The sequence below is a fragment of the Streptomyces sp. NPDC001544 genome, assembly GCF_042894285.1.
Taxonomy (GTDB): domain Bacteria; phylum Actinomycetota; class Actinomycetes; order Streptomycetales; family Streptomycetaceae; genus Streptomyces.
Map to the genome: position 1 here is coordinate 207,003 of NZ_JBIAVN010000009.1, position 22,650 is coordinate 229,652.

Here is a 22,650-nt window from a genome sequence, read left to right on the forward strand (position 1 = left end):
AATGGCTCAGGCGGCTTCGGATTGGCGGATGAGCCGGAGGTGGCGGCGCTTGGCGGAGAGGCTGGTGTCGTCCTCCCAGTGCCATCCGGAGATGGCGGCCTGGAGATCGGCCCAGTGCTGGGCCTGCTCCTCCGGCGTCCAGGGCCGGATCGGCGGGGGCGGGGCGTCGGGCCGGGTCGGGATCGTCTCGGCCATGAGGCGGTCGTAGGCGGTCTGGCTCTGATCGCTCATCGGGCTGCCGCCTTCCGTGCGCGCCGGGCGCGGTTGAACTCGCGGACGCAGGCGCGGCAGCACCGCCTTCCGCCAGTACTGATCCGGGTGTTCTCCGGCGTGTACTCGTGCCCGTTGTCGCAGTGGGTCTTGGTCGCATGGCGGGCGGCGATGGTTTCGCCGCGCATGGTGTTCGTGCGGCTCGTCACCGGTTCCAGATGCTCCGGGTTGACGCAGTGCCGAACACGGCAGAGATGGTCCAGAGCGAGGCCTTCAGGTATCGCTCCGAAGCGCTGCTCGTAGGCCCAGCGATGCGCGAAAACGATGCGGCCGTGACGACCGCCCGAGTTGAAACGCCCGTACCCGTTGGCGTTCTTGTAGGCCGTCCACAGCCAGCAGGTCGCGGTCTTTTCGACCTTCGACCAGAAGCGCTCTTCAGCGGTGACCTTCATGCGGCGGTCTCCTGTGCTTCCTGGTAGCGGCGGTCGTGGACGGTGGTCCGGGCGCGGCCCTCGTCGTGGCACGGCACGGTCGGCTCGACCTGGCAGTCCGGGCAGCAGGCGGTGGTCTGCGCCCAGGCGGACACGCGGGCCGGGTGCGGCTCGGTCAGGAGTCGGCGGCCGGAGATCGTCTTGCAGGGGTCGCGGTCGTGGGCGCCGCAGTGCGGGCAGTCGATGGCACGGGCCGGGTGCTGGCGGGCGCGCATCAGGTTGCGGACCTCGAGCGGCATGGGGGCGGCGGGCGGACGGTTCATCGGTTCTCCTCGGTGTCGGGCGGGCAGTTGCCGCAGTCGCAGGGCTGGTCAGGGCGGTTGATCTCGTTGCTGTGGTGGCGCATCGCTTGGTCCCAGACGCGTTTCGGGATGCTCCACTCGGGTGGCGGACCGGGTGGGCTGGTGCCTGCCGGCCAGGCGCCGGGCCGGTGACCGGGCGGCTTCGGGGCTATCGGCTGGGGTGGCGGCTCGCGGCGGGCTTTGCCGATGGCGATCTGTGCCCGCATCAGCGCCCGCAGTTCCTGCCGTCCCTCGGCGCGCACGGCCTTGATGTCCTCGACGTCGATCTCGTCCGGCTCGCTCACTAGCCCTCCCCGAGCGTCACAGGGAGGTTGAGACACTCGGTGTCCGGTGGACGCCATCCCGCGTCGAGCAGCCGGGCAACGATGCGGCGCGCCGTCTCCTCGGAGGTGCCTTCGCCGTAACCGGGGAACGCCATCGGGTTCTTCGCCCGGCCAGCGGTCACGGCGAGCAGCGCCTCAACGTGCGAGACGATCCACTGTTCGGCGATCTCGATGCCGTTCTTGCCTTGCGCGTAGCTGATGCGCGCGATGGCGCAGTCGACGGTCTGCATGCGGGGGTCGTTGGTGTCCATCACGCGGCCCCGAGCCGACGGTCGTTGCCGCCGATCGCAACGACGGTGGTGGTCTGCGCGAGCCGGGAGGTGATGCGCTGCCCTAGCTGGTCCTTGAGGTCCGGGCCGTTGGGGTTCGCGACGGGCAGATTGCTGGTGATGATCAGCGGGCGGCATTCGTTGTACCGCTCGTTGAGGATCCGGTAGGTGGCTTCCTCGGTGAACTCGCTGATCTTCTCGGTGCCGAGGTCGTCGATCAGCAGCAGAGGGATGCGCATGAGCCGCTTGACCTCGTACTCGGGTCCCTTTTCACTGCCGCCGGGCCGCATCAGCGCGTACATGTCCGGTGCCGTGAGGGCGATCAACTCGAAGCGGTCGGGCCCGGCTTCGGCGATGCGACGCAGCGCGCCGTAGGCCTCGTGGGTCTTGCCGGTCCCGAACGGGCCAGTGAGGAACAGGATCCCGGCGGTCCGCGGGTCGGCGATGACCCGGTCGGCCCAGGCGATCACCTGGAGGTGGGTGGTGGTGGCCTGCTGATAGCGGTACGGGGTGGCGGTCGTCCAGCGCTTGACGGCGATGGTGGCGCGCTGGCGGCGGTGGTACTCGGGGTGGCCGGGCTCGTCGGGGGTGGGCTGGTCGTCGATGGGGCCGGCGGTGATGTGGCCGAGGCCGCGGGCCTCGAGCATCTGCTGCATGCGCTGCATGACGGTCTCACTCGCCAGCGGCTTGGGGTCGGGCATGGCTGCTGAATCCGTTCTGATAGACGGAGAGGTCTTCGGGCTGCTGGTAGTGCTCGTGGCGGTTGCTGCCGACGGAGCGGAGCTGCGGCTTGCTACCGGGTGTGGGGCCGGGGGCGTGCTTGTCCTCGTAGCGGCGGTCGCGGATCCAGTTGGCGGACTGCTTGACGTACTGGAAGTCCTTGCCGATCACTTCGTGGGCGTAGGCGAGAGCGGCAGCGGTGATCTGCTTGGGGTCGGCTCCGCCGATGACGGCTTCGGTCCAGGCGCCGAGGGTCTTGTCGTAGTCCTTGCTCTTCGGGTGGGCGTGCCAGAAGCGTCCGTATTCGAGCTTCTCGTCGGCGGTGATTTCGCGGGCCGCAGCAGAAGGGGTAGCCAGGGCTCCCCCTTGCGTAGATGTTTCTTCTCCTTGAGGAGCTGAGGAGTCTGAGGAGAAGGGGGTAGCCGTGGCTCCTTCAGAGTGAGCCGTGGCTCCTTCTGAGTGAGCCGTGGCTACCCCTTGGGGTAGCGGTGGCTCCCCCTTAGGAGTAGCCGTGGCTACCTCTTCGAAGGGCGGCACGATGAACGTCATCCGGATGCCGGGTACGGCGTAGAGGGTGCGGCCGTCCTTGCCCTTGCCGATCGGAACCCGGAACTCCCAGCCGGCCGTGGCCAGTCGCTTAAGCGCGTTCCGGACCACCACCGCGTCCTTGGCGCCTGTCCAACGCGCGAGATCCTCAAGGGCGACCCAGCTGCGGCGGGTGTCCTCGTGCGCGTCGTCGGCGATCTCCAGCGCGACGGCGCGCTGCAGGCCGGTGATGCCCGGCCCAAGCGCCTCGCGCAGCTGGCGGCGGAGCTTGTAGCCCATGGGGTCTCTCTCTCAGGGAGCGGCGTGCGGATGGGTTGGTGGTGTGCTGCTGGTCAGGGCCGGTCGCGCGGCCGGCAGCAGCCGGTCACGCGGCGACCTGCTTGCTGGTTCCGGTGCGGCGGAGCCGGTTGTCGGCGTCCGTGTTCGCCTGCCGGCACGGCCCGCACACCTCCGTGCCCTGCCGGTAATGCCGCTGATAGCCGCCCCGGGTTCCGCAGGCCGTCCGTTCCTCGTCGTCCGCGATGTGAGCGGGCTGTACGCACCCGCTGAGACCACATGTCGTCATCACCCGGCCGGACGGGGGCCGTCCGCGGTCCACGATGAACGCGACCTTCCTCGGGCTGTAGACCTGGCCTTGGAAGGTCAGCCGGGCGGGTCCGGTCCAGGTGAGGTGCCCGTGGACCAACCGCTTGGTGTTGCCCTCGAACAGTTCACCGAGGCTGGTGCACGACTTCCGCTGAAGTGCCGGATCGGCCTTCTTGCCGGCCGCCTGCGTCTCCTCGGCGGCCTTGAGTCGGCGGTTGATTTCCTTCTTCACCGCCCGGCGTTCCTCCGGCGTCAGCCCGCCGCGGATGCCCCACTGGGTGTCACCGGAGTTGATCGCGTCGCGCAGGCAGGCCATGGATACCGGGCAGCCGGCGCAGATGGTCCGGGCGTAGTCGATGCGCTCCTTGTCGCGCTCGGGGAACATCGCGTCGGGGTGCACGCCTCGGGCGCGGCAGGCTGCGGAGGTCCGCCAGTCGGTGGAGTTGCTCATGCGGCCACCTGCTTCCGGTCCCGCTTCTGGCCGGTGCGCCACTCCTGCACGATCTGCCGGACGGTGGAGATGGCTACCTCGCCGTTGAGCCGGTCGACGATCTGCTCGGGCTGGTGGCCGCACCAGGCGAGGTGGATGATCTCCTCGCGGCGGAGGGCGGCCCGCTCGTGGAAGTTGAGGACGTCCCCGAACTCGGGTGTGGCTGCCGGGTCGTCGATGGTGTCGTCGTCCCAGGCGGCGAGTGGCGCCCAGCCTTCGCGGAGCGCCCTGGCCCTGGCCCGCCGGCTGGTGCCTTCGATGCCGGTCAGTGCGGTGCAGGCCCGCTTGATTGCTGACTCGGTGCCGGGGGTGACCCATTCGTATTCGGCTCCGGCAATCTCAGTGATGATCGTGAGGGTGACCGAGGCGTACACGACGATCGCCTGCGGGCCATGGCCCGCGTAGTACAGGCCGCGGATGCGACGGACGGTGCCGAGGGACGGCCTGTCGGAGACCTCGTCGAAGTCGCCGGGGTGGACGGCGAGGATTCGCTCGCCTTGGGCGCGGAGGCATCCGGCGTTCGGTCGGGTCAGGAGGCGGCTGATCGTGGACTGGGCGACGTCTGCGCGGCGGCCGATGAGGCTCTGGCTCATGCCACTGTCGAGGCAGGTGTTGATGTGGGCGACGACGGCGGTGACTTCGTCGCGGGTGAGAGATGCGGGCTTTCCGGCGAGGCGGAGGAGGTGGCGGCGCTGGCCGGCCTGGGTCCAGCCGGTGATGCAGCGGCGGCAGCGGCAGGGTGGCCGGGTGCTGCTGCCCTTGTAGCGGGCTTGGCTTCCGTGTGGCGGCAGGGGCTTGGCGGTGGTGGTCATGGCTGCGGCTTCTCCTTCCGGCTATAGCGGGCGATGACGGCGGGGTCACGGAGTTGGGCTTCGAGGTGGCGGATGTCGCGGCGGGTGCGGCCCCGGTCAGTGAGGCAGAGGCAGGCGGCGCCGAGTGATCCGACGAGCGCCCCGACGGCGACGGCGGCCAGGTAGAGGAGGGCGAAGTAGCGGACCATCAGGCGACCTGCCTCTGCTGCTCGGCGCGGGCGGTCTGCCGGTCCTCTATGAACTGCCGTCCGGCGCGGGTGAGCAGGTAGACGTTGACCTTCTTGCCGTGCGCCTTCGGGTTGATCGACGGCTCCTCGCCCACCTTCCGCAGCAGCTGCGGCATGTCCGGGTGTAGGGCGTCGTGGCCGGTGAGGGCGGCGAAGTAGACGCCGGCCTTGCGGCACTCGTCCTCGGGGACGATGAGCCGTATGTCGTTCATGCCGAACGGGGCGTCGCTGGTGGCGAGGTAGAGGACGGCCTGGTCGAGGACGGCGGTCGTCCACTGGGAGACGGTCGGCTTGAGGGCGGCGAGGATACGGTCGGCGCGGGCCTTCGCCTGGGCGGGAGTCAGCTGCATGTGATGTCCTTGGGGTAGCGGGGTCGCCGCAGGTTCGGGCCGCGGCGACCCCGAGGCGGTTACTCGGTGGGGGTGTCGGCCCACGGGTTGGGCATCTCGGCGTCCCACTTGGCGCGGCGGGCGGTCGGCGAGAGCCACGCGTCGCGCGGGTCGCCCCAGCCGAGGTCGTCGGAGATGTAGGCGTCGACTTCGCGGTCGATGTTGAGGTCGACGGAGTCGAGGTACTGGGCGAGGCCGAGGGCGTGCTGGTGGGCCTCGTCGCCTTCGCTTAGGGCGAGCCCTTCGGCGACCTGGCGGATCAGCGCGAACCGGTACGTGTGGATCGCGTGCCGCAGACTGCTGACATCGGCGGCCGTGGTCTGCCCCTGAGCGATCAACGCGTGCCCGATGGCCCGGTTGGTGAGGATTCCGGTGAGGACGGCGGCGTGCTGCTGGTCGGCCAGCGGCAGCGTCGCCTCCAGGGCGGCAGCGATAGACGTGTCGGCGGAGACCAGCAGCCGCTCGGCTTCGGCGCGGTGGTTGATGCTCATGCGGCACCGCCGGACTGCTCGTTGGCCTGCTTGCCCTTGCCGCCGGTGAGCTCTTCCGCGCTCACGCGGGGTGCCGGGAACTCGTCCTCGGCCGTGACCTCGCCGCGCTGGATCGACTTGTAGATGACGATCAGCTGGGCGACGTCGTGCTCGGTCCACTTCGCCGACGGCCGGTCCAGGCGGCCCTCGATGCGGTCCGCGGTGACCCCGATGCCCTCGAAGGTCTTGATGGCGTCGGCGATCCGCTGGGCGAGGGGCTTGCCGCCGCCGTCCCGCAGCGTCTGGTTGCAGAGCTCCTTGGCCTCCTCGACGAACCAGGGCGGCAGGATCGCGAAGATGGCCTCACGGACGCGGCGGGCGCCGTTGTTGGCGTTGTTCTCGTAGATGTCCCGCATGTCGGTGAGCTGCTTGACGCCCTGCTTGGTGTCGCGGCGGTGCGGGACGATGAACGTCGAGCTGTTGCGGGAGTTGGTCTGCACGTCCCAGGCGAAGGCCTGCATCTCGGACTGGCCGTACTCGTCGTCGCGGCGCATCTCGACGAGGCCGTACTGGACGTTGCCCCAGACGCGGGCGAGTTCGCGGGCGAGGTGGACGGAGGCGCCGGTGACGTTCCCGGTGCCGCGGTTGTAGCGGTAGAAGGCGCGCTCGGCGAGGCCCTGCTGCTTGCAGGACTCGCGCATCTCGGCGACGGCGGCCTGGATGTTGCGGGGGCACTGCTGGGCGACGACGACCGCGGCCTGGACTTCGGCGGCGGCGCGGGACTGCTCGACGGCGGTGCCCTGCCCGATGCGGGCCGGCGCGGTGGTGGACGGGATGGGGACGGGCTGGTTCATGCGTACTCCTCGTGATCTTTCTTCTCGGCCCACGGGGCGAGCGGGAGGTAGGTGATGCGGTCGTTGAAGCCGGGCCAGACGCCGGTCTTCTCGCATTCGGCGTAGATGCGGAGGGCACGCTCGTTGCGGGCGGCGCCGAGGGCGAGGGCCGGGAAGTCGAGCTCGACCAGGTGGATCAGGTACGGCGGGGTCTTGGCCTGGAAAGCGAAGATGAAGGCGGGTTCCTGGTCGCCGTGCAGACCGAGCGCCTTGGCCCCGGCGAGGTAGAAGGCGGCTTGGGCGTGGTAGCCGTGCTCGTACACGGCCCGCTGCAGGGCGGCCGGATCTACGGCCCTCGCCGTCTTGAGGTCGACGACGATCAGCCGGCCGTTCTCCTCGCGGGGGCGCAGCCAGTCGGGCCGGATCCGGCAGCGCACACCCGTCGCGGGGTCGGTCCAGTACATGGAGCGCTCGGCGACTCCCGTGCCGGGCGCGAACAGCGGGCCAGCGATGGGGTGCTGCCGGATGGCGGCGACCATGCCCTCGATCTGCTCGTACTCGTGGCGGAGCAGCGGGACGGCGCCCATGGCGCGGGCCTCGTCGCGGGCCATCTGCGCGTTCTTCGTCAGGTAGTTGTCGAAGTCGAGGACGTCGATGTCCGGACCGTCGCCGAGGATCTCGCGGTGCGCGGCGTGCCCGAGGTCGAACTCGCGCTTGGGTGCGGCCGGGTGCTCGCGGTCGTACTTGAACTGGGCGGGGCAGCCGGGCGGCAGGAGGGCGCGAAGCCCGGAGGAGGAGATCGTGGTGCGGTCGGCGTGGTAGTCGTCGGCTGGGAGTCCGTCGACCCATCCGGGAGAACCGTCCTCGCAGTCTTCGCAGAGACCGCCGCGGGTGAACGGCCCGTCGGTGGCACCGCATTGGCGGCAGGCGAGCGGGCTCATCAGAACGGGTACTCCTCTCGGATCGTGCGGCGGGGCCAGAGGGGCAGGCGCCAGGTGCGGAGCCAGGTGAGGCAGTGGCAGTCCTCCCAGTCGCCGTCGCCGTCTTCGGTGACGTAGCCGTGGCCGCCGTCTCCGTGGCAGGCGGTGCAGTTCGGGTCGGCTTTGGGCTGCCGGGTCAGGTAGATCGCCCGGCGGTGCAGTTCGAGCTGCCAGCGGCCGAAGGTGCGGGTGAGGTACATGAGTCCTCGTTTCGGGGTGTGCGAGGGGGTGGCCGCCGCCCCGGACCGGGGGGGTTGCCGCGGGGCGGCGGTCTGGGATGCCGCGGAGCGCGATGGGCTGCGCTCGACACGGCAGGCTGTGAGGTTGTGGCTCAGGCGGTCGCGTTGGCCGACTCGGTGGCCCGCTTCTTCAGGTGGGCCTCGTACTCGTCGTGCCACTGCTGCGGGTTGTGGCCGGCCTGCTCGGCCTCGTCCCACGCCCATTCGCCGAGCTCGCCGGATTCCAGCTGCTCGTTGAGGTCGCGCACGGTCGCCTCGGCCAGGTCGGGGTCGGCCTTCTTCAGCGCCTGCAGGATCCGGTAGGCGGACCAGGCGTAGATCCCGGAGCGCACCCAGGCGTCGAAGGCTGCGCTGCCAGCCTCGGTGTCCATGTCGGCGCCGAACATCTCGGCCGTCGAGCGCAGGGTCTGCCGGAGCATGGTCTCCGCCATCTCCGCGACAGCGCCCGGCTGCGGCAGCGGCGCCATCGTCTCGGCTTTCTCGCTGCTCTGGCCGAAGGTGCCGGACCAGTTGCTGAGCACTGCCGCCCGATCCTTGTCGTCGCCGCTGTAGCGAGCGGGCATCTGCAGGCCGATGAAGTCGTCTCCGACGAGGATGAGCGGCTTCTCGTCTGCGGTCTGCCAGACGCGCAGGTGGGTGTCGGCGTGCTTCCAGCGGGCGAGCATCTTGGTGTCGACGCTGACCAAGTCGCCGGAGGTGGCCGCGTCCGTCAGGGCGTCGCGGAACAGTCCCTGCCACTTGGGGAACATGTGGTTCTTGGCGGGGACCACGAGGTTGCCGCGGTCGTCGGTGACGGTCAGGCCGTCGTCGCTGGCTGTCAGGTTGAGGATGGTGTCGCCCTCGTGGGTCTCCAGCCAGGCGGTGAACCAGTTGAGGTCGTTCTCGCTGACGGTGAGGGCCCAGGTGTCGGTCTCTTCGCGGACCTTGGCGCGGGCTACGGCGAAGGTGTATCGGTCGGTGGCGAGCGCGTGGATGTGGATGCCGTCGCACTCGAAGCGGATGCCGTTGATGGGCGGCAGGGTGTCGTCGGGGCTGATGTGCGGGCGGGTCTGCTTGATGAGCCGCTGCAGCTTGTGGGCGTTGATCGTGGTCACGGTCTCTCCGTGGGATGCTGGTGGTGGGATCCCCCGTCGGCCGGATCCCGGCGGGGTTTCTGTTTGGGGCGCCGCTCCCGCCAGCCGGTGCCATCTGGCGGGGCGGCGGGCTCATGCGGCGGTGTCGCCGCCGAGGTCGGCGTCGATCTCGACGAGGCCGAGCGCGATGGACTCGACGGCGTCCGGGTCGGTGATCCACTCCGGGACGGGGCGGCGGGTGATGCCGAGGCCGGACAGCAGGCCGGGCATGATCACCGGGTCGGCGGAGGCCGGAGTCGGCGGCAGGTCGAGCGACGCGGTCACCGGGCCAGCTCCTGACGCCGGGCGATCTCCTTGCGGATGAAGTGCGCGTAGTCGTAGATCCGTCCACGCGCCTCGCGGGTGATCCGCTCAGGCGGGGTGTGGTCTGGATCGGTGAGGATCACGCAGATCTTCAGGTCGCGCGACAGGTCGTCGTCGGAGAGTCGAGTGACGCCGGCTCCGCGACTGTGGTCGACGTTGAAGCGCAGACGCGACGGCTGCGGGGCCCGGTGCAGGATGTGCTGCAAGGCGCGGTCGATGGGGTCGGCGGGGGCGCTCACTTCGTCTCCACGGGTGCGGCGTTGGGGTAAGGGAAGGCCGGGGTCGTGGCGTCCTCATCGGCGTCGTACAGGAGGTGCCGCAGTTCCGCGGCCTCACCGTCGGTGGCTTCCGTCCGCACGTCGACGTGGCTGAGAGCGATGCAGGCGCGGTGCCCGTGGACCCAGACGACGGCGGTGTGGCCGCCGAGGACCGTGGCCTTGCTGCGAGTCGACGTGACGATGCGCCGGTCGTTGGGGAAGTCCTCGGGCCGGCCGCCGGGATAGGCGATCACCGGGGTGCCGACCGGGTGAGCGAGGTTCCAGGCGTCGGCCTCCACCACGGGCAGCGGCACGTCCAGGCGAGACAGGTCGACGGTCATCACCAGCACCTGCCGATCTCACGCAGGGAGCCGGTCTCGTCAGCGACGTCCCGCACGTCCTGCTCGACGGCCGCTTCGGGCTGCACGGGCACGACCCACTCGGTGCCCTCGTCGCTGCAGACCGAGATCCAGCCGTTGCCCTTGCCGTCGAGGTAGAGGCGGCGGCGGTTGTCGTCCGGGTCCTCGGAGCGCTGGCCGTCAGCAGCCTGCCGGACCTGCTCGACCCACTCCGGCACAGGCAACGGGTCCTCCCAACGGGTGGCCTGCTTCACGGTCTTGTCACACAGGTCGCGGACGGCGTTGAGGCAGCGGCTGAGGTACTCCATCTCCTCGGCCACGGTCGGCTCCTTGCCGACGTACTTCTCCAGCTCGGCCCGCGCCTGGTCGCGTTCGGCGCGGACCGCGGCCAGCTCGGCGAGGAGCGCGGTGATGTCGGCCTGCGCGTTGACCGTCAGGGCTCGGTCGGCATCGGCGTCGTCGCCCTCACCGAAGTTGAGGGTCCCCACGCCTCGCAGGTACGGGCCGCCCAGGTAGGCGAAGAAGTGCCGGCCGTACTTCTCGTGCTCCTCCCACGGTCCGGGGGTGGCGGCTTCGGTGCGGGCGGCGATCTCGGCCTCGCGCTCGGGCGTCAGACGGTCGCTCATCGCGCACCTCCGGCCTGCGCGGTGCGAGCCTTGCGGTCCTGTTCGGCCTCCCACCAGCCGTAGAACAGTGCGTCCAGGGCGGCCGGCTTCAGGTCGTCGTGCAGCGAGTCGTAGGCGAGACGGCCGACTTCGAGGACGTCGTAGCCCTCCGGGTGCTCGATGCGCATGATGTCCTCGGCCTCCTCCCACGCCGCCTGCCAGGCGGACGGGAGACGGACGTCGGAGGCGCGGAGCAACTGCTCGAACGGGGTCAGGTCGCTCATCGGGCACCGCCGTCGAGCTTGTCGGCGCGGGCCCGGAGAGCGTGGAAGGCAGTCACGAGGCCGCGCTCGAACTCGGTCCGCGGGCCCGCCTGGAGCGGCGGCACCGGCTCGGCGATCTCGTCGGCGGAGGCGCGCAGTTCCTCGGCGAGCGCGGCGTTGATGAGCGTGTCGATCTCGCGCTCGTTCAGGCCCTTCAGCCTCAGCGCGGCGGCCAGTTCGTTGCGGGCTCGTGAGCCCGGATTCTTGGATGAGACCATGGTCGTGGTCCACCTCTCTGTTCACGGATGGTGTGGGTGGGTCTGGCCGTCTCGGATGCGCGTCCGGGGCGGCCTCTTTGCGTGCCGCGTCATGCGGCGGCGCGGGCGCGAGCCGGCTGGCGGCGGTAGGCGCGACGCGGGATGGCGACGATGCGGGTGGCCTCGTGGTAGGCCTTCAGGTCGTCCTGGGAGACGAGGATGATCCCGCCCTTCTTGTGCTGGCTGCAGGGCAGGAGGCCTGCCTTGATGGCGCGCCGCACGGTGTCGACGCTGCAGCTCCACAGCCAGGCGACTTCCCGGATGTTGAAGAACGGGGCGTTGAGGTCCGCCGGCTTGATGGGGGTGCGCGGGGACTGCGTGGTGGCCACTTCACTTCCTTTCTGGTGGGTCCTGCTGGGGGGCGAGGAGTTCGTCATCGTTCGCGTTCAGGGCGGCTCTGAGCGCCTGGTACGGGCCAGGTCTCATGCGGGTGCGGACGCCGCGTTCGATCTTTCTGAGGTAGCTGGCGGTTATGCCTGCGGCCTCGGCGAGCTGCTGGACTTCCATCCCCGCGGTCATGCGCTTGGTGCAGATAGCCGTCCCGTCCACTAGGTACGTGGTTTCGGGCTGTGCCATGCGAAGAACTTACCTATAGATGCCCACACTGTCTAGGCATCTGTGCGCCTTTGTAGGCATCTGTTGCCGACAGAAGCCGCTAGATGCCCATTGATCTGCGTAAATACGGCGTAGAGATTGGGCCTAAGTGCCTCCCAGTCCTGGCTGGTCCCCGCCAGTCCTGCCAAGATGAGCCCATGCCACCCACCCACAAGCGGGACTACGAGAGGCTGGCGGCGATTGCCAGGCGTCGCCGGGCCGAGCTAGGTCTCGCCCTCAATGACAAGAACGCCAAGGACGGCGGACTCTCCAACCGGACCTGGCAGCGCGTCGAGAAGGGTCTCGAGATCCGTGAGACCAACTACGTGAAGATCGACAGCTTGCTCCAGTGGGCGCCGGGCAGCTGCCTGCGCGTACTTGAGGGCGGGGAGCCGGTAGTCATCTCGGACATGGCGGACGCCGACGCCGCCACTGTCCAGAAGTCACCGATGCCCAAGGAGGTCATCGACGAGGAAGCTCGCGGCGTGGTGCAGTTGGCCCTTCTCGCAACAGCGAAGGGGACGACGGCCGAGGAGATCCGCGAGATGAGCGAGCGCGTAGTGCGCGACCTGCGCGAACGCGGTTTGATCTAAACTAAGTTCACTCGAATGGCGTACAACCTTTTACGCTTTACCGTCCTATTGCCATATCTCCACACATCACTCGGTCCCAACCAGTCCCAAACGGCGCAGGTCGTGGCAGAGTCGTGACACGTCCTCAGAGGCTTCCCTTCCTGGCGACACAAAGGGGGAGCCATGCAAAACGACGCGCTCATAGTTGACTACGGGCCAAAGTTCAAAGGAAATGCGGTCCGTACCGGCAACGGGATCGTCTGTGTGGTACCGGTTCAGGCCCGCGACAGGCCCGAGGTTCGAGCCTCGATGCGGGAACTGGTCCGAGACCTTGGTGGCGAATGTGGTCGCTGCCCGACCTGCCCCTTGGGGCAGGCGAGCTGAGATCATGTTGGACGCGGCGCCCGGCGGGAGGGACCCCCGCCAGGCCGCCGCGCCACCAGCAGTGGAGGACGGCATGGCCAGACGCGCACGCGACGTGTATGTGGAATGGCGGGGCGGCACCTGCCGGGTGAAGTGGTGGTCCGGCGACTACCACGACGACGGCCGTAAGCGCTTCGAGTCCAAGGGCGGTTTCACCGACGAGGACGAGGCTTACGACTATGGCCTCGACAAGATGTCGGAGATCCGGGCGGGTACCGCTGTGTCCAACCGGGACAGCTCGACCCTTATGTCGAACTGGATCGACGACTGGTTCGCCGCCACGGACCACGCGTACACCACGCGCAAGAGCTACAAGGCCATCATCAACAAGCACATCCGCCCGTACTTCCGGGGCAAGACCGTCGGCGAGATCGACGTGATCACCTACCGGGCGTTCCGCAAGCACATCTTCGCGAAGCTGCCGGCTGCGGGCAGTGCGAAGAACGTGATGACTGTGCTGGGCATGATCCTCGACGACGCCGTGCCACGCCTGATCAAGGTGTCGCCCGTCGAACGGCAGCGAAAGCGGGGACGCTATGTCAAGACGACGAAGCGGGAACGCAAGAGAGACCTCGACATCGCCGTCGTCGACCAGCTGGCACGCAACGCGGAAGTCGTCTTTGGGTACCCCGGCTACGTCATGTACTGGACCATGGCCATGACCGGGATGCGCCCTGGAGAGCTATTCGGGCTGCGACGGGAGTACTGCTATCCGAACTGGCCGCGCAGCGATCCGCGGCCGGACCCGGACGAGGAGGACCGCTACAAGGATGACGTCCTGCGCTATGGCGTCGGCGACGAACTCATGCCGGCGATCCGTGTGCAGCAGCAGGTGCAGCAGGAGGAGGGCCGCCTCGCCGAGGTGCCTCCGAAGTACTTCTCGTACCGCACCCTCGTGGTCCCCCCGTTCCTGGCGGAGATGCTGGACAAGCTGCTCGCCTCGCACGACAGGAAGTGGGTGTTCCCGGCGATCGAGGGCGGCTGCCTGGGGTCGGTGAGGTTCTCGGACGACTACTGGGCCCCGATTTCCCAGGGCGCCGAGGAACGCAAGCCGGTGCGCGGCAGCCGGAAATCGCGGCCGGCGATCCCGAAGGTCCCCGACTTCGCCGGCAAGCGCATGTACTTGATCCGCCATGGCCACAAGGCGTGGCTGGACGAGGACGGCCACAGCAGGTTTGCGGTCGAGTCCCGCATGGGCCATGAGGTGCCTGGCGTCGAAGGCACCTACAGCAGCGTGACGGTGGCGATGGAGCGTGCCATCATGAAGGCGCTCCAGCAGCGTTGGGACGAGTTCCAGCGGGAAAAGACGGCGCCCTCCGAATGAGTCCGGTTTCCCAGTCGTTTCCCAGTCGCAGGTATTGCACAGGCTCTGCTGCTGGTCAGAGTCCCTTCCAGTCCCCCGTGGGACTCTTTCTCGTCTGTTCCTCGCCAACAACTGAGCCGGGGAGGGGAGGTGGTCCCGGTGCCGCGGCCTGGTCGCGGCACCGGGACCCGGTACCGCATCAGTTGGGCTGCCCGATCGGCCGTACGACCACGGTGTTGACGTCGACACCGGCGGGCTGCCGGATCGCCCAGACCACCGAGTCGGCGATCTGGTCGGCGGTGAGGAGGTGGCCCGGCGGAAGGCTGCCGTTGCCGTCCCAGAAGGGCGTCTCCACCCGGCCCGGGGCGATCAGGGTGACGCCGACCCCGAACTCGGTGACCTGCCGGCGGGTGTTCTCGGCGAGGCCGGTCACCGCCCACTTGGTCGCCCCGTAGAGGTTGCCGGGCGTGTTCACGAATCCGGCGACGCTGCCGACGAGGACGATCCGTCCGCGGGTCTCCTTCAGGGCGTCGACGGAGGCGCGGATGAGCAGGGCGGGGCCGAGGACGTTGGTGAGCACCATCTCGGTCCAGCCCGCGGGGTCGCCCTCGGCCACGGAGTCGTGGGTGGCGAGGCCGGCGTTGGCGACGACTGTATCCAGTCGTCCGTATGCCTTGACCGTGCGGTCGACCGCCGACTGTATGTCTTCGTACACGGCAGCGTTGCCGGTGAACGTCAGCAGACCCTCGGGGTTGCCGAGGCTCTCGGCGAACTCCCGCAGCCTGCGCTCGCCGCGCCCGGTGACGGCGACCCGATGTCCGGCGTCCATCAGTTGCCGGGCGACGGCGGCGCCGATGCCGCTGCCGCCGCCGGTGATGAGCGCGACCGGAGAGTCGGTCATGGTTACCCCCTGTGTTTTGTGTACACCGGGGAGTCCATCATTTGGAGCGCTCTCGAAGTCAAGCCCGCGCAGTCGGGCGTCGCCTAGACGGGCCGTACGGCCGTGTGCACGGTGTACGCCCCCAGCACGAAGACATCCGCGCGCCGGTGCACGCTCGCCGGGTCCGCCGGGTCGAGGAGCCGGTCCAGGGTGACGCGGTCGTCGGCGTCGAGGCCGTCGGTCGCCGCGTCGCGGATCCGGGTGAGGTAGGCGGCGACGTGGGCGCGGGCCCGGTCGGACACCGGCGCCGGCAGGTCGAGCAGGAAGCTGCGGGTGCGGGTGTGCTTCAGGCCCGCCGCGGTCAGCAGGGCCGGCCAGTCCTCGGTCTCGGCGACGGAGCCGGGCAGGTCGGCCCGCATACGCGTGAACCACTCCGCCTCCACCACGTCGAGGCGTGCCTGCAGTCCCGGTCGGCCGATGCCGATGTCCCGCGGCAGGAAACGGGAGGGCAGTCCGCCCTCGAGCAGGGCCAGGGTGCCGCCGGGGGCCAGCCGGTCCGCGAACGCGGTGAGGGCGGCGCGCTGGTCGCCGAGGTGATGCAGGCTCCGACTCGCCCACAGCAGGTCGGCCGGGTACTCCAACTGATCGAGCGCACCGGGAAGTTCCCCGGTCAGGGTGGCGAAACGGTCGGCGACGCCCTGCCGCGCGGCCCGGGCGCGGGCCCGTTCCAGGAGCGGCTCGCTGGCGTCCACGGCCAGGACCCGCGCGCCCGGGAACGTCTCGGCGAACAGACACGACACGACTCCGGGCCCGCTGCCCGCGTCGACGATCAGGCCCGGCTCCGTCACTTCCTTGGCCAGCCAGGCCAAGGCCCGCTCGTGGACGGGAGTGAACAGCTCCGCCTGGGTCTCCAGCTGCAGGGCCATCTCGGCCCAGTCGATGTCGGTCGGCTCGTGACCGTGCTGGTGACCGTGTTGGTGGCTGTGCTGGTGGTGGGCCATGGTGGTCAGCCTCTCTCTTCCGGATGCGGCCAGAGTGCGCCGACGCACCGCCGCCGGGCCAGTGATGTTGCCGCGGCGGCAAAAACGGAGTGCGGCGCGAGCGGCGGATCACCGATGCGGTGGAATACGCGATCCGCCGGGGCCTGCCCCTCGAACGGGACTGGCCCCGGCGGATCACCGCTCACCGGCGGTCACGCGGTGATCACGACAGCGGCGGGTAGGCGTTCTGCATCAGCTGCTGGAACTCGGCGGAGAACCAGTGCCCGGACAGCGGGGCGTTCGGCAGAGCACCCGACATGTTGTTGTTGTTGCGGGGGTTGCCCGTGTACGTCGGATCGCACATGCGGTCGAAGCCCTTGCCCTCGTCGTTGGGGATGGCGCTGCTGGCGCCGTCGGACTCACCCGGAGGCTTCATCCACACGTAGGCGTCGATCCCGGGGGCCGGGTTGGCCTGCGGACGCTCGCCGAGTCCGGCGCCGGCCTGGTTGCACCAGTTGCCGACGTGGATGCGGCGGTCGTAGCGGCCGCCGTTGACGTAGGCGTCGACGCTGGTCTGCGGACCGGGACCGGCCGGGCGGGCGGTGCCGCCCCAGCCGTTGCGCGAGGTGTCGATGAGCATGCCGATGTTGGAGTTGAAGCCGACGGACACCGCCTGGTTGCGGAAGGCCTGGGCGTAGGACAGCTCGTCGACGTAGCGGTTCCAGTCGACCCACTTGGACTGGCGTACGGAGGTGCCGTTCACCGTGTCGTTGATGGTGAAGTTGTTCTCCTTCAGGGCGCTGTAGTTGGCCGTGTTGGTGATGAAGCCCTGTACATCGTCGACCGTCGCCCCGTTGCTGGTCGCCACCTGCTTGAACAGGGTCGCCGTCGGGCCGAAGTTGTCGTCCCAGCCGAGCCAGCCGTGGTGGCCGGCGTCGAGGTAGTTGTAGACGTTGGGGATGGCGCCGAGCTTGGCCAGGGCGTAGCTGACGCCCTTCTGGTAGTTGCCGTTGGCGAGCATGGTGTCGCAGGCGGGGGTGGCGGTGGCCTTGCTGCCGGTGTTGGTGATGAGGTTGGGCAGCGAGTCGAGCTCGATGGTGTTGACGATCCTGAGCGAGGCGTACTTGGGGTCGGCGAGGATCGCGGCGATCGGGTCGATGAACTGCGTCTTGTACTTGTCGATGTCGGTCGGGCCGAGTTCGCCGTTGGAGGCGAGGGCGGAGCAGTCGCGGCCGGGCAGGTCGTAGATGACGAGCTGGATGACCTCTTCGTTGCTGCCCTTCTGGGCGAGGGCGGCGTCCAGGTGGGCGCGCAGGCCCATGTGACCGCTCGCGCCGTTGATCGCGGCGATGCGGTCCAGCCAGACGCCGGTGGGCTGGTTGGAGACGCGGCTGCCGCCCGGTTCGGCGGCTGCGTTGGCCGACCACTCCGGGTTCACGTACACCTTGGCGCCGACGTACGGGTTGTCGACGCGGCTGCCGGTTCCGCCGCCCCCGTTGTTGCCACCGCCCCCGTTGTCGCCACCGCCGCCGCCGTCGTCGACGTTGCAGGTCACGCCGTCGAGGGTGAAGGCGGCCGGGACGGCATTGCTGCCGCTGTAGGAGCCGTTGAAGCCGAAGCTGACCGAGCCGCCGGTCGCCAGGCTGCCGTTGTACGTCTCGTTGTTGGCGGTGACCGCGGTGCCGCTCTGGCTGATCTTGGCGTTCCAGCCGCTGGTGACCTTCTGGTTACCGGCGTAGGACCACTTGACGGCCCAACTGGACTTGGCGGAACCGTTGTTGGTGACCGTCACGGCGGCGGTGAAGCCGGTGTCCCACTGGTTCTGCACCTTGTAGTCGACGGTGCAGGGGATGGCGGAGATACCGGCGTCCGTGGACGGGACGGACGCGTACGCCGTCCCGGAGGTCCCGGCGAGGAACGCCAGTGCGGCGAACATCGCTGTTCTGGTACGACTCATGAGTGCGGGTTTCCTTCTGACGTCACGGGAGTTGCGGAGGTCGAGCCTTCGTTGCCGGACTTACGGCCTTACGGACTCACGGACTTGCAGACTTGCGGACTTGCGGACTTACGGGTTGACGGCGCGCAGGTGGTCGCGCAGGCCGGTGCCGTAGGCGGTGGGCGTGCCGTCGTAGCTGGAGATCAGGGACGGCCCGGAGGAGCAGTCCCAGGTGTTCCAGGTCCAGCCCAGATAGGACAGGTTGCGGTCGTCGAACCACTTCATGGCCTGGTCGACGAACCCGTGCGAGCAGGTGTTCTCACCGATCTCACCTGCCACCAGAGGCACTTGCTGCGCCACCGGGGCGAGGGTCGAGTTCCAGCAACTCTCACTGGCGCAGGTGTTGAAGTTGTAGACGTGGTAGGCGGCGGCGAGATTGCCGGTGGGGTCGGTGGGTTTGTACGTCAGCCACTGGCTGAGATCATTGGAGTAGGCGAGCCCGCCGGCGAGGATCACGTTCTTGGCACCGGTCGACCGTATGGAATCCACCAGGTCCTGCATACCGGCGACCTCGTACGAGATGCCGGAGCAGGTGCCGCCGTCCCGCCAGCACTGCCACGCCTGGGTGGTGGTGGATGTCGACCGGTCCGGATAGGGCTCGTTGAACAGGTCGAACGCCACCGCCGGGTCGTTCTTGAAGGTGCTGGCCACGGAGGACCAGAACGACGGGGTGTACTGCATGTCGGGCATCGGCTTCTGGCAGGTCGCGTGCACGTCGGAGCAGCCGGCCGAGTTGCCCGTGTACTGGCCGTAGGTCCAGTGCAGGTCCACGATCGGCGTCATTCCGTGTGCCTCGACGCGGGCCACCAGGTCCTTGACGGCATTGACGTAGTTGGTGCCCGCGTATTCCGGCTTGACGTTCGAAAGGCCCAGCCAGCACTCCTCGTTCACCGGGATGCGTACCGCGTTGGCCTTCCAGTCGGCGATCGCCTTGATCGCCGCGTCGTCGACGGGACCGTCCCAGATGCCCCGGCCCTGGACGCACATGAACTCACCGCCGGAGCGGTTCACCCCGAGCAGCCGGCGCGTCTTGCCGTCGGCGTCGACGAGCTTGTTGCCCGAGACATGCAGGGCCGGGGCCTTGCCGGTCGCCGGGGGCGGGTCCGTCGGCGGTGGTTCCGTGTCGACGTTGCAGGTCGTTCCGTTGAGCTTGAAGGCCGTCGGTACGGCGTTGCTCCCCGACCGGGACGCGAGGAACCCGGCGCTGACACTGGCTCCGGTGCCGAGCGAACCGTTCCAGCTCTCGCTGGCGGCGGTCACGGTGGTGCCGGACTGGGACCACTTGGCGTTCCAGCCCTGGGTGACCTTCTGACCTTCGGCGAAGTCGAAGGTCAGGTTCCAACTGCTCAGCGCGGCCTTGTTGTTGGTGATCGTCACAGCGCCCTGGAAACCGTTGTCCCACTGGCCGGTGACGGAATACTCCACCGTGCAGGCGGGTGTGGCTCCCTGTGCCCTCACCACCGGCACGAGCACGCTCCCGACGAGCGCGACCGCACCGGCGACACTTAAAAGTACTGAACGCGGGGGGTGTCGCATGAGCGACTCCTTGCAGCTCGGGCGCATCGTGACGGACGCGTCGACTGACCGGAACCGCTCCCACTGGTGCGAAGGAAGGTAGCGCCAAGCGTCGGCAAAGGACAGGGGAGTCGCTTCACTTTTCTTCGACTGGCGCATCGAATCTTTTCGACTCTTCAAGCATCTTGACCGCCCTCACCCCCATCTCCACTATGGGAGCGCTCCCACTGGTTCAAGCCTTGACTTCCGAGCCGCAAGGAGGAACCAGCACATGCATCCCGGACGGAGGCGCAGGACCGCGCGACGGTTGTGGACGGCCGTTGTCGCGGCGCTCGCCCTTCCTGTGTCGATGCTCGCCACGGGGACGGCTCCCGCGCACGCGGCGGCCCTTCAGTGCAGCGTCGACTACAAGACCAATGACTGGGGTTCCGGCTTCACCGCCGACCTGACCATCACCAACCGCGGCACGGACACCGTCAACGGCTGGACCCTGACGTACGCCTACTCGGGCAACCAGAAGCTCAGCAACGGCTGGAACGGCACCTGGTCGCAGTCGGGTCAGTCGATCAGCGTGAAGGACGCCGGGTACAACGCGAAGATCGCCGCGGGCGCCGCGGTCTCCACCGGCGCCCAGTTCAGTTACAGCGGCACCAACACCGCTCCCACCTCCTTCGCGGTGAACGGCACCACCTGCGCCGGCGCCCATCAACCGCCGGTCACCGTGCTGACCAGCCCCAAGCCCGGCGCGGTCTACACGCAGGGTGACGCGGTGCCGCTGGCGGCGACCGCGGCGGCGGCCGACAACGCGACGATCAGCAAGGTCGAGTTCTACGACGACACGACCCTGCTCGGCACCGACACCAGCGCGCCGTACTCCCTCTCGGCCGATAGTTTGTCCGTGGGCAGTCATTCGCTGGTGGCCAAGGCGTACGACAGTCTGGGCGCCTCCGCCGAGTCCACGCCGGTCGGCATCACGGTCGCCTCCGGCCCCGCCGTGGTGGCCTCGCCCACGCAACTGGGCGTCCAGCAGGGCAAGACGGGCACCTTCTCGGTGAAGCTCTCGACCCAGCCGAGCGCCAACGTGACGGTGAGCGTGGCCCGTACGGACGGCAACACCGGCCTCAGCGTGACCGGTGGTTCGTCCCTGACCTTCACGCCGTCCAACTGGAACACCGCGCAGACGGTGACCGTCACCGCCGACTCCTCGGGCACCGGCGCGGCCACCTTCACCGCCTCGGCGACCGGCCACGCCAAGGCGACGGTGACCGTGACCGAGCTGGCGGGGTCCAAGGCGTACGACGCCCGCTTCCTGGATCTGTACGGGAAGATCACCAATCCGGCGAACGGCTACTTCTCCCCCGAGGGCATCCCTTACCACTCGGTCGAGACGCTGATCGTCGAAGCCCCGGACCAGGGGCACGAGACCACGTCGGAGGCCTACAGCTACCTTCTGTGGCTGCAGGCGATGTACGGCAAGGTCACCGGTGACTGGTCGAAGTTCAACGGCGCCTGGGATCTGATGGAGAAGTACATGATCCCGACCCACGCCGACCAGCCGACCAACTCCTTCTACAACGCCTCGAAGCCGGCGACGTACGCCCCCGAGCTCGACACACCGAACGAGTATCCGGCGAAGCTGGACACGTCGGTGCCGGTCGGGTCGGATCCGATCGCCGGTGAACTGAAGACCGCATACGGCACCGACGATGTCTACGGTATGCACTGGCTGCAGGACGTCGACAACGTCTACGGCTACGGCAACGAGCCCGGCAAGTGCGAGGCCGGTCCCACGGCAACCGGGCCGTCGTACATCAACACCTTCCAGCGCGGTCCGCAGGAATCGGTCTGGGAGACGGTCCCGCAGCCGACCTGCGACGCCTTCAAGTACGGCGGCAAGAACGGGTATCTGGACCTGTTCACCGGCGACTCGTCCTACGCCAAGCAGTGGAAGTTCACGGACGCCCCGGACGCCGACGCGCGTGCGGTGCAGGCCGCGTACTGGGCGGACGTCTGGGCGAAGGCGCAGGGCAAGGGCAGCGATGTGTCGGCCACCGTCGGCAAGGCGGCGAAGATGGGCGACTACCTGCGGTATGCGATGTACGACAAGTACTTCAAGAAGATCGGCAACTGTGTGGGGGCCTCCTCCTGCCCGGCCGGCACCGGCAAGGACGCCTCGGACTACCTGCTGTCCTGGTACTACGCGTGGGGCGGCGCGACCGACACCAGCGCGGGCTGGGCCTGGCGCATCGGCTCCAGCCATGTCCACGGCGGCTACCAGAACCCCCTCGCGGCGTACGCGCTCAGCTCCTACGCCGACCTGAAGCCGAAGTCGGCGACGGGTGCGGCGGACTGGAGCAAGTCGCTGCAGCGGCAGCTGGAGTTCTACCAGTGGCTGCAGTCGTCCGAGGGTGCCATCGCGGGCGGTGCGACCAACAGCTGGCAGGGCCGGTACGCGACCCCGCCGTCGGGCACGTCGACCTTCTACGGCATGTACTACGACTGGGAGCCCGTCTACCACGACCCGCCGTCCAACCAGTGGTTCGGCTTCCAGGCGTGGTCGATGGAACGGGTCGCCGAGTACTACCAGCAGACGGGGAACACCACCGCGAAGGCGATCCTCGACAAGTGGGTCAAGTGGGCGCTGTCCAAGACCACGATCAACCCGGACGGCACCTACCAGATTCCCTCCACCCTCCAGTGGTCGGGCCAGCCCGACACCTGGAACGCCTCCTCCCCCGGCTCCAACAGCGGCCTGCACGTCACCGTCGCGGACTACACCAACGACGTTGGCGTGGCTGCCGCGTACGCCAAGACCCTGACGTATTACGCCGCCAAGTCCGGTGACGTGACGGCGAAGTCGACGGCGAAGGCGCTGCTGGACGGCATGTGGAACAACTACCAGGACAGCCTGGGCATCGCCGTCCCGGAGACACGGACCGACTACAGCCGCTTCGGCGACAGCGTGTACGTGCCGAGCGGCTTCAGCGGCAAGATGCCGAACGGCGACGCGATCAGCTCGTCCTCGACCTTCCTCTCGCTGCGGTCCTTCTACAAGAACGACCCGGCCTGGTCGAAGATCGAGGCCTACCTCAAGGGCGGTGCCGCGCCCGTCTTCACGTACCACCGCTTCTGGGCCCAGGCGGACATCGCCATGGCCATGGGTTCGTACGCGGAGCTCCTCGAATAAGTCCCCGCTACCGCTCCGTGTACGCCGGACCGGGCGGCCCCCTCCCGCACGGGGGGCCGCCCGGTTCTCACGCCCTC

At 68.7% G+C, this 22,650-nt stretch carries 31 protein-coding genes; 3 read left to right on the forward strand and 28 right to left on the reverse strand.

Features of this window, described 5'->3' with window-relative positions; translation table 11 throughout:
• Positions 1–6 precede the first annotated feature (6 nt).
• The 24 genes from ACFY0F_RS23725 to ACFY0F_RS23840 form a co-directional block, all read right to left on the reverse strand.
• Complete coding sequence (locus ACFY0F_RS23725; protein WP_388797636.1) at positions 7–231, reverse strand: hypothetical protein; 225 nt, start codon at positions 229–231, stop codon at positions 7–9.
• Positions 228–662, reverse strand: a complete 435-nt coding sequence (locus ACFY0F_RS23730; RefSeq protein WP_388797639.1) for an HNH endonuclease signature motif containing protein — start codon at positions 660–662, stop codon at positions 228–230. Before ACFY0F_RS23730 ends, ACFY0F_RS23725 begins: the two co-directional genes overlap by 4 nt.
• Positions 659–964 carry a hypothetical protein gene (locus ACFY0F_RS23735; RefSeq protein WP_388797642.1) on the reverse strand — a complete coding sequence of 102 codons (306 nt, stop codon included), beginning with the start codon at positions 962–964 and terminating at the stop codon, positions 659–661. The genes ACFY0F_RS23730 and ACFY0F_RS23735 overlap by 4 nt, the downstream gene beginning before the upstream one ends.
• Complete coding sequence (locus tag ACFY0F_RS23740) at positions 961–1,287, reverse strand: hypothetical protein (RefSeq protein ID WP_388797645.1); 327 nt, start codon at positions 1,285–1,287, stop codon at positions 961–963. Before ACFY0F_RS23740 ends, ACFY0F_RS23735 begins: the two co-directional genes overlap by 4 nt.
• A complete protein-coding gene (locus ACFY0F_RS23745) occupies positions 1,287–1,577 on the reverse strand; it encodes a hypothetical protein (protein ID WP_388797648.1) in 291 nt (96 codons plus the stop codon). Before ACFY0F_RS23745 ends, ACFY0F_RS23740 begins: the two co-directional genes overlap by 1 nt.
• A complete protein-coding gene (locus ACFY0F_RS23750; RefSeq protein WP_388797651.1) occupies positions 1,577–2,296 on the reverse strand; it encodes an ATP-binding protein in 720 nt (239 codons plus the stop codon). The genes ACFY0F_RS23745 and ACFY0F_RS23750 overlap by 1 nt, the downstream gene beginning before the upstream one ends.
• Entirely contained in the window at positions 2,268–3,140 is an 873-nt protein-coding gene (locus ACFY0F_RS23755) for a hypothetical protein (RefSeq protein WP_388797654.1), read from the reverse strand. The genes ACFY0F_RS23750 and ACFY0F_RS23755 overlap by 29 nt, the downstream gene beginning before the upstream one ends.
• Positions 3,141–3,225: 85 nt before the next feature.
• On the reverse strand, positions 3,226–3,897 hold the full coding sequence (locus ACFY0F_RS23760; protein WP_388797656.1) for a WhiB family transcriptional regulator: 672 nt from the start codon (positions 3,895–3,897) through the stop codon (positions 3,226–3,228).
• Positions 3,894–4,748 (reverse strand): hypothetical protein, encoded by an 855-nt coding sequence (locus ACFY0F_RS23765; protein ID WP_388797659.1) that lies wholly within the window; start codon positions 4,746–4,748, stop codon positions 3,894–3,896. Before ACFY0F_RS23765 ends, ACFY0F_RS23760 begins: the two co-directional genes overlap by 4 nt.
• On the reverse strand, positions 4,745–4,936 hold the full coding sequence (locus ACFY0F_RS23770; protein ID WP_388797662.1) for a hypothetical protein: 192 nt from the start codon (positions 4,934–4,936) through the stop codon (positions 4,745–4,747). Before ACFY0F_RS23770 ends, ACFY0F_RS23765 begins: the two co-directional genes overlap by 4 nt.
• Entirely contained in the window at positions 4,936–5,325 is a 390-nt protein-coding gene (locus ACFY0F_RS23775) for a hypothetical protein (RefSeq protein WP_388797665.1), read from the reverse strand. Before ACFY0F_RS23775 ends, ACFY0F_RS23770 begins: the two co-directional genes overlap by 1 nt.
• 59 nt (positions 5,326–5,384) lie before the next feature.
• The gene (locus tag ACFY0F_RS23780) at positions 5,385–5,855 is read right to left on the reverse strand and encodes a hypothetical protein (RefSeq protein ID WP_388797669.1); all 471 of its coding nucleotides are present in this window, start codon (positions 5,853–5,855) and stop codon (positions 5,385–5,387) included.
• Positions 5,852–6,688, reverse strand: a complete 837-nt coding sequence (locus tag ACFY0F_RS23785; protein WP_388797672.1) for a hypothetical protein — start codon at positions 6,686–6,688, stop codon at positions 5,852–5,854. Before ACFY0F_RS23785 ends, ACFY0F_RS23780 begins: the two co-directional genes overlap by 4 nt.
• Positions 6,685–7,608, reverse strand: coding sequence for a PD-(D/E)XK nuclease-like domain-containing protein (locus ACFY0F_RS23790; protein ID WP_388797675.1), 924 nt, complete (start codon positions 7,606–7,608; stop codon positions 6,685–6,687). The genes ACFY0F_RS23785 and ACFY0F_RS23790 overlap by 4 nt, the downstream gene beginning before the upstream one ends.
• Positions 7,608–7,847: a hypothetical protein gene (locus ACFY0F_RS23795; RefSeq protein WP_388797678.1), complete on the reverse strand. Its 240-nt coding sequence runs from the start codon at positions 7,845–7,847 to the stop codon at positions 7,608–7,610. The genes ACFY0F_RS23790 and ACFY0F_RS23795 overlap by 1 nt, the downstream gene beginning before the upstream one ends.
• Positions 7,848–7,978: 131 nt before the next feature.
• Positions 7,979–8,980 (reverse strand): hypothetical protein, encoded by a 1,002-nt coding sequence (locus ACFY0F_RS23800; RefSeq protein ID WP_388797681.1) that lies wholly within the window; start codon positions 8,978–8,980, stop codon positions 7,979–7,981.
• A 111-nt stretch (positions 8,981–9,091) separates the two neighbouring features.
• Positions 9,092–9,283, reverse strand: a complete 192-nt coding sequence (locus ACFY0F_RS23805; protein WP_388797684.1) for a hypothetical protein — start codon at positions 9,281–9,283, stop codon at positions 9,092–9,094.
• Positions 9,280–9,561, reverse strand: coding sequence for a hypothetical protein (locus tag ACFY0F_RS23810; protein WP_388797686.1), 282 nt, complete (start codon positions 9,559–9,561; stop codon positions 9,280–9,282). The genes ACFY0F_RS23805 and ACFY0F_RS23810 overlap by 4 nt, the downstream gene beginning before the upstream one ends.
• The gene (locus tag ACFY0F_RS23815; protein WP_388797689.1) at positions 9,558–9,920 is read right to left on the reverse strand and encodes a hypothetical protein; all 363 of its coding nucleotides are present in this window, start codon (positions 9,918–9,920) and stop codon (positions 9,558–9,560) included. The genes ACFY0F_RS23810 and ACFY0F_RS23815 overlap by 4 nt, the downstream gene beginning before the upstream one ends.
• On the reverse strand, positions 9,920–10,564 hold the full coding sequence (locus tag ACFY0F_RS23820; protein WP_388797692.1) for a hypothetical protein: 645 nt from the start codon (positions 10,562–10,564) through the stop codon (positions 9,920–9,922). The genes ACFY0F_RS23815 and ACFY0F_RS23820 overlap by 1 nt, the downstream gene beginning before the upstream one ends.
• Positions 10,561–10,827, reverse strand: coding sequence for a hypothetical protein (locus tag ACFY0F_RS23825; protein ID WP_388797695.1), 267 nt, complete (start codon positions 10,825–10,827; stop codon positions 10,561–10,563). Before ACFY0F_RS23825 ends, ACFY0F_RS23820 begins: the two co-directional genes overlap by 4 nt.
• Positions 10,824–11,084, reverse strand: coding sequence for a hypothetical protein (locus tag ACFY0F_RS23830; RefSeq protein WP_388797698.1), 261 nt, complete (start codon positions 11,082–11,084; stop codon positions 10,824–10,826). Before ACFY0F_RS23830 ends, ACFY0F_RS23825 begins: the two co-directional genes overlap by 4 nt.
• 89 nt (positions 11,085–11,173) lie before the next feature.
• Entirely contained in the window at positions 11,174–11,452 is a 279-nt protein-coding gene (locus tag ACFY0F_RS23835; RefSeq protein ID WP_388797701.1) for a helix-turn-helix domain-containing protein, read from the reverse strand.
• Position 11,453: 1 nt separating this feature from the next.
• Positions 11,454–11,699 (reverse strand): helix-turn-helix domain-containing protein, encoded by a 246-nt coding sequence (locus ACFY0F_RS23840; protein WP_388797704.1) that lies wholly within the window; start codon positions 11,697–11,699, stop codon positions 11,454–11,456.
• 176 nt (positions 11,700–11,875) lie between these two features.
• On the opposite strand from ACFY0F_RS23840, the gene ACFY0F_RS23845 reads away from it, so the two are divergent.
• Both ACFY0F_RS23845 and ACFY0F_RS23850 read left to right on the forward strand, forming a co-directional pair.
• A complete protein-coding gene (locus ACFY0F_RS23845; protein ID WP_388797707.1) occupies positions 11,876–12,310 on the forward strand; it encodes a hypothetical protein in 435 nt (144 codons plus the stop codon).
• A gap of 424 nt (positions 12,311–12,734) precedes the next feature.
• Positions 12,735–14,036 carry an integrase gene (locus ACFY0F_RS23850; RefSeq protein ID WP_388797710.1) on the forward strand — a complete coding sequence of 434 codons (1,302 nt, stop codon included), beginning with the start codon at positions 12,735–12,737 and terminating at the stop codon, positions 14,034–14,036.
• 178 nt (positions 14,037–14,214) lie between these two features.
• Here the strand turns inward: ACFY0F_RS23850 and ACFY0F_RS23855 are convergent, their stop codons facing one another.
• The 4 genes from ACFY0F_RS23855 to ACFY0F_RS23870 form a co-directional block, all read right to left on the reverse strand.
• On the reverse strand, positions 14,215–14,916 hold the full coding sequence (locus tag ACFY0F_RS23855) for an SDR family oxidoreductase (protein ID WP_388797713.1): 702 nt from the start codon (positions 14,914–14,916) through the stop codon (positions 14,215–14,217).
• Between the two features lie 83 nt (positions 14,917–14,999).
• On the reverse strand, positions 15,000–15,896 hold the full coding sequence (locus tag ACFY0F_RS23860) for a class I SAM-dependent methyltransferase (protein WP_388797716.1): 897 nt from the start codon (positions 15,894–15,896) through the stop codon (positions 15,000–15,002).
• 202 nt (positions 15,897–16,098) lie between these two features.
• Complete coding sequence (locus tag ACFY0F_RS23865; RefSeq protein ID WP_388797719.1) at positions 16,099–17,832, reverse strand: glycoside hydrolase family 6 protein; 1,734 nt, start codon at positions 17,830–17,832, stop codon at positions 16,099–16,101.
• 108 nt (positions 17,833–17,940) lie between these two features.
• Positions 17,941–19,407, reverse strand: coding sequence for a cellulase family glycosylhydrolase (locus tag ACFY0F_RS23870; RefSeq protein WP_388797722.1), 1,467 nt, complete (start codon positions 19,405–19,407; stop codon positions 17,941–17,943).
• Positions 19,408–19,657: 250 nt separating this feature from the next.
• Here ACFY0F_RS23870 and ACFY0F_RS23875 point away from each other — a divergent pair, with 250 nt between their 5' ends.
• Positions 19,658–22,573, forward strand: a complete 2,916-nt coding sequence (locus tag ACFY0F_RS23875) for a glycoside hydrolase family 48 protein (RefSeq protein WP_388797724.1) — start codon at positions 19,658–19,660, stop codon at positions 22,571–22,573.
• Positions 22,574–22,650 lie beyond the last annotated feature (77 nt).

What these genes read in the sequence shown, in the direction of transcription:
- ACFY0F_RS23725 (WP_388797636.1), bottom strand. Translation starts at nt 231, where the DNA reads ATGAGCGATCAGAGCCAGACCGCCTACGACCGCCTCATGGCCGAGACG.
- ACFY0F_RS23730 (WP_388797639.1), bottom strand. Translation starts at nt 662, where the DNA reads ATGAAGGTCACCGCTGAAGAGCGCTTCTGGTCGAAGGTCGAAAAGACC.
- ACFY0F_RS23735 (WP_388797642.1), bottom strand. Translation starts at nt 964, where the DNA reads ATGAACCGTCCGCCCGCCGCCCCCATGCCGCTCGAGGTCCGCAACCTG.
- ACFY0F_RS23745 (WP_388797648.1), bottom strand. Translation starts at nt 1,577, where the DNA reads ATGGACACCAACGACCCCCGCATGCAGACCGTCGACTGCGCCATCGCG.
- ACFY0F_RS23750 (WP_388797651.1), bottom strand. Translation starts at nt 2,296, where the DNA reads ATGCCCGACCCCAAGCCGCTGGCGAGTGAGACCGTCATGCAGCGCATG.
- ACFY0F_RS23755 (WP_388797654.1), bottom strand. Translation starts at nt 3,140, where the DNA reads ATGGGCTACAAGCTCCGCCGCCAGCTGCGCGAGGCGCTTGGGCCGGGC.
- ACFY0F_RS23760 (WP_388797656.1), bottom strand. Translation starts at nt 3,897, where the DNA reads ATGAGCAACTCCACCGACTGGCGGACCTCCGCAGCCTGCCGCGCCCGA.
- ACFY0F_RS23765 (WP_388797659.1), bottom strand. Translation starts at nt 4,748, where the DNA reads ATGACCACCACCGCCAAGCCCCTGCCGCCACACGGAAGCCAAGCCCGC.
- ACFY0F_RS23770 (WP_388797662.1), bottom strand. Translation starts at nt 4,936, where the DNA reads ATGGTCCGCTACTTCGCCCTCCTCTACCTGGCCGCCGTCGCCGTCGGG.
- ACFY0F_RS23775 (WP_388797665.1), bottom strand. Translation starts at nt 5,325, where the DNA reads ATGCAGCTGACTCCCGCCCAGGCGAAGGCCCGCGCCGACCGTATCCTC.
- ACFY0F_RS23780 (WP_388797669.1), bottom strand. Translation starts at nt 5,855, where the DNA reads ATGAGCATCAACCACCGCGCCGAAGCCGAGCGGCTGCTGGTCTCCGCC.
- ACFY0F_RS23785 (WP_388797672.1), bottom strand. Translation starts at nt 6,688, where the DNA reads ATGAACCAGCCCGTCCCCATCCCGTCCACCACCGCGCCGGCCCGCATC.
- ACFY0F_RS23790 (WP_388797675.1), bottom strand. Translation starts at nt 7,608, where the DNA reads ATGAGCCCGCTCGCCTGCCGCCAATGCGGTGCCACCGACGGGCCGTTC.
- ACFY0F_RS23795 (WP_388797678.1), bottom strand. Translation starts at nt 7,847, where the DNA reads ATGTACCTCACCCGCACCTTCGGCCGCTGGCAGCTCGAACTGCACCGC.
- ACFY0F_RS23815 (WP_388797689.1), bottom strand. Translation starts at nt 9,920, where the DNA reads ATGACCGTCGACCTGTCTCGCCTGGACGTGCCGCTGCCCGTGGTGGAG.
- ACFY0F_RS23820 (WP_388797692.1), bottom strand. Translation starts at nt 10,564, where the DNA reads ATGAGCGACCGTCTGACGCCCGAGCGCGAGGCCGAGATCGCCGCCCGC.
- ACFY0F_RS23825 (WP_388797695.1), bottom strand. Translation starts at nt 10,827, where the DNA reads ATGAGCGACCTGACCCCGTTCGAGCAGTTGCTCCGCGCCTCCGACGTC.
- ACFY0F_RS23830 (WP_388797698.1), bottom strand. Translation starts at nt 11,084, where the DNA reads ATGGTCTCATCCAAGAATCCGGGCTCACGAGCCCGCAACGAACTGGCC.
- ACFY0F_RS23840 (WP_388797704.1), bottom strand. Translation starts at nt 11,699, where the DNA reads ATGGCACAGCCCGAAACCACGTACCTAGTGGACGGGACGGCTATCTGC.
- ACFY0F_RS23845 (WP_388797707.1), top strand. Translation starts at nt 11,876, where the DNA reads ATGCCACCCACCCACAAGCGGGACTACGAGAGGCTGGCGGCGATTGCC.
- ACFY0F_RS23855 (WP_388797713.1), bottom strand. Translation starts at nt 14,916, where the DNA reads ATGACCGACTCTCCGGTCGCGCTCATCACCGGCGGCGGCAGCGGCATC.
- ACFY0F_RS23860 (WP_388797716.1), bottom strand. Translation starts at nt 15,896, where the DNA reads ATGGCCCACCACCAGCACAGCCACCAACACGGTCACCAGCACGGTCAC.
- ACFY0F_RS23865 (WP_388797719.1), bottom strand. Translation starts at nt 17,832, where the DNA reads ATGAGTCGTACCAGAACAGCGATGTTCGCCGCACTGGCGTTCCTCGCC.
- ACFY0F_RS23870 (WP_388797722.1), bottom strand. Translation starts at nt 19,407, where the DNA reads ATGCGACACCCCCCGCGTTCAGTACTTTTAAGTGTCGCCGGTGCGGTC.
- ACFY0F_RS23875 (WP_388797724.1), top strand. Translation starts at nt 19,658, where the DNA reads ATGCATCCCGGACGGAGGCGCAGGACCGCGCGACGGTTGTGGACGGCC.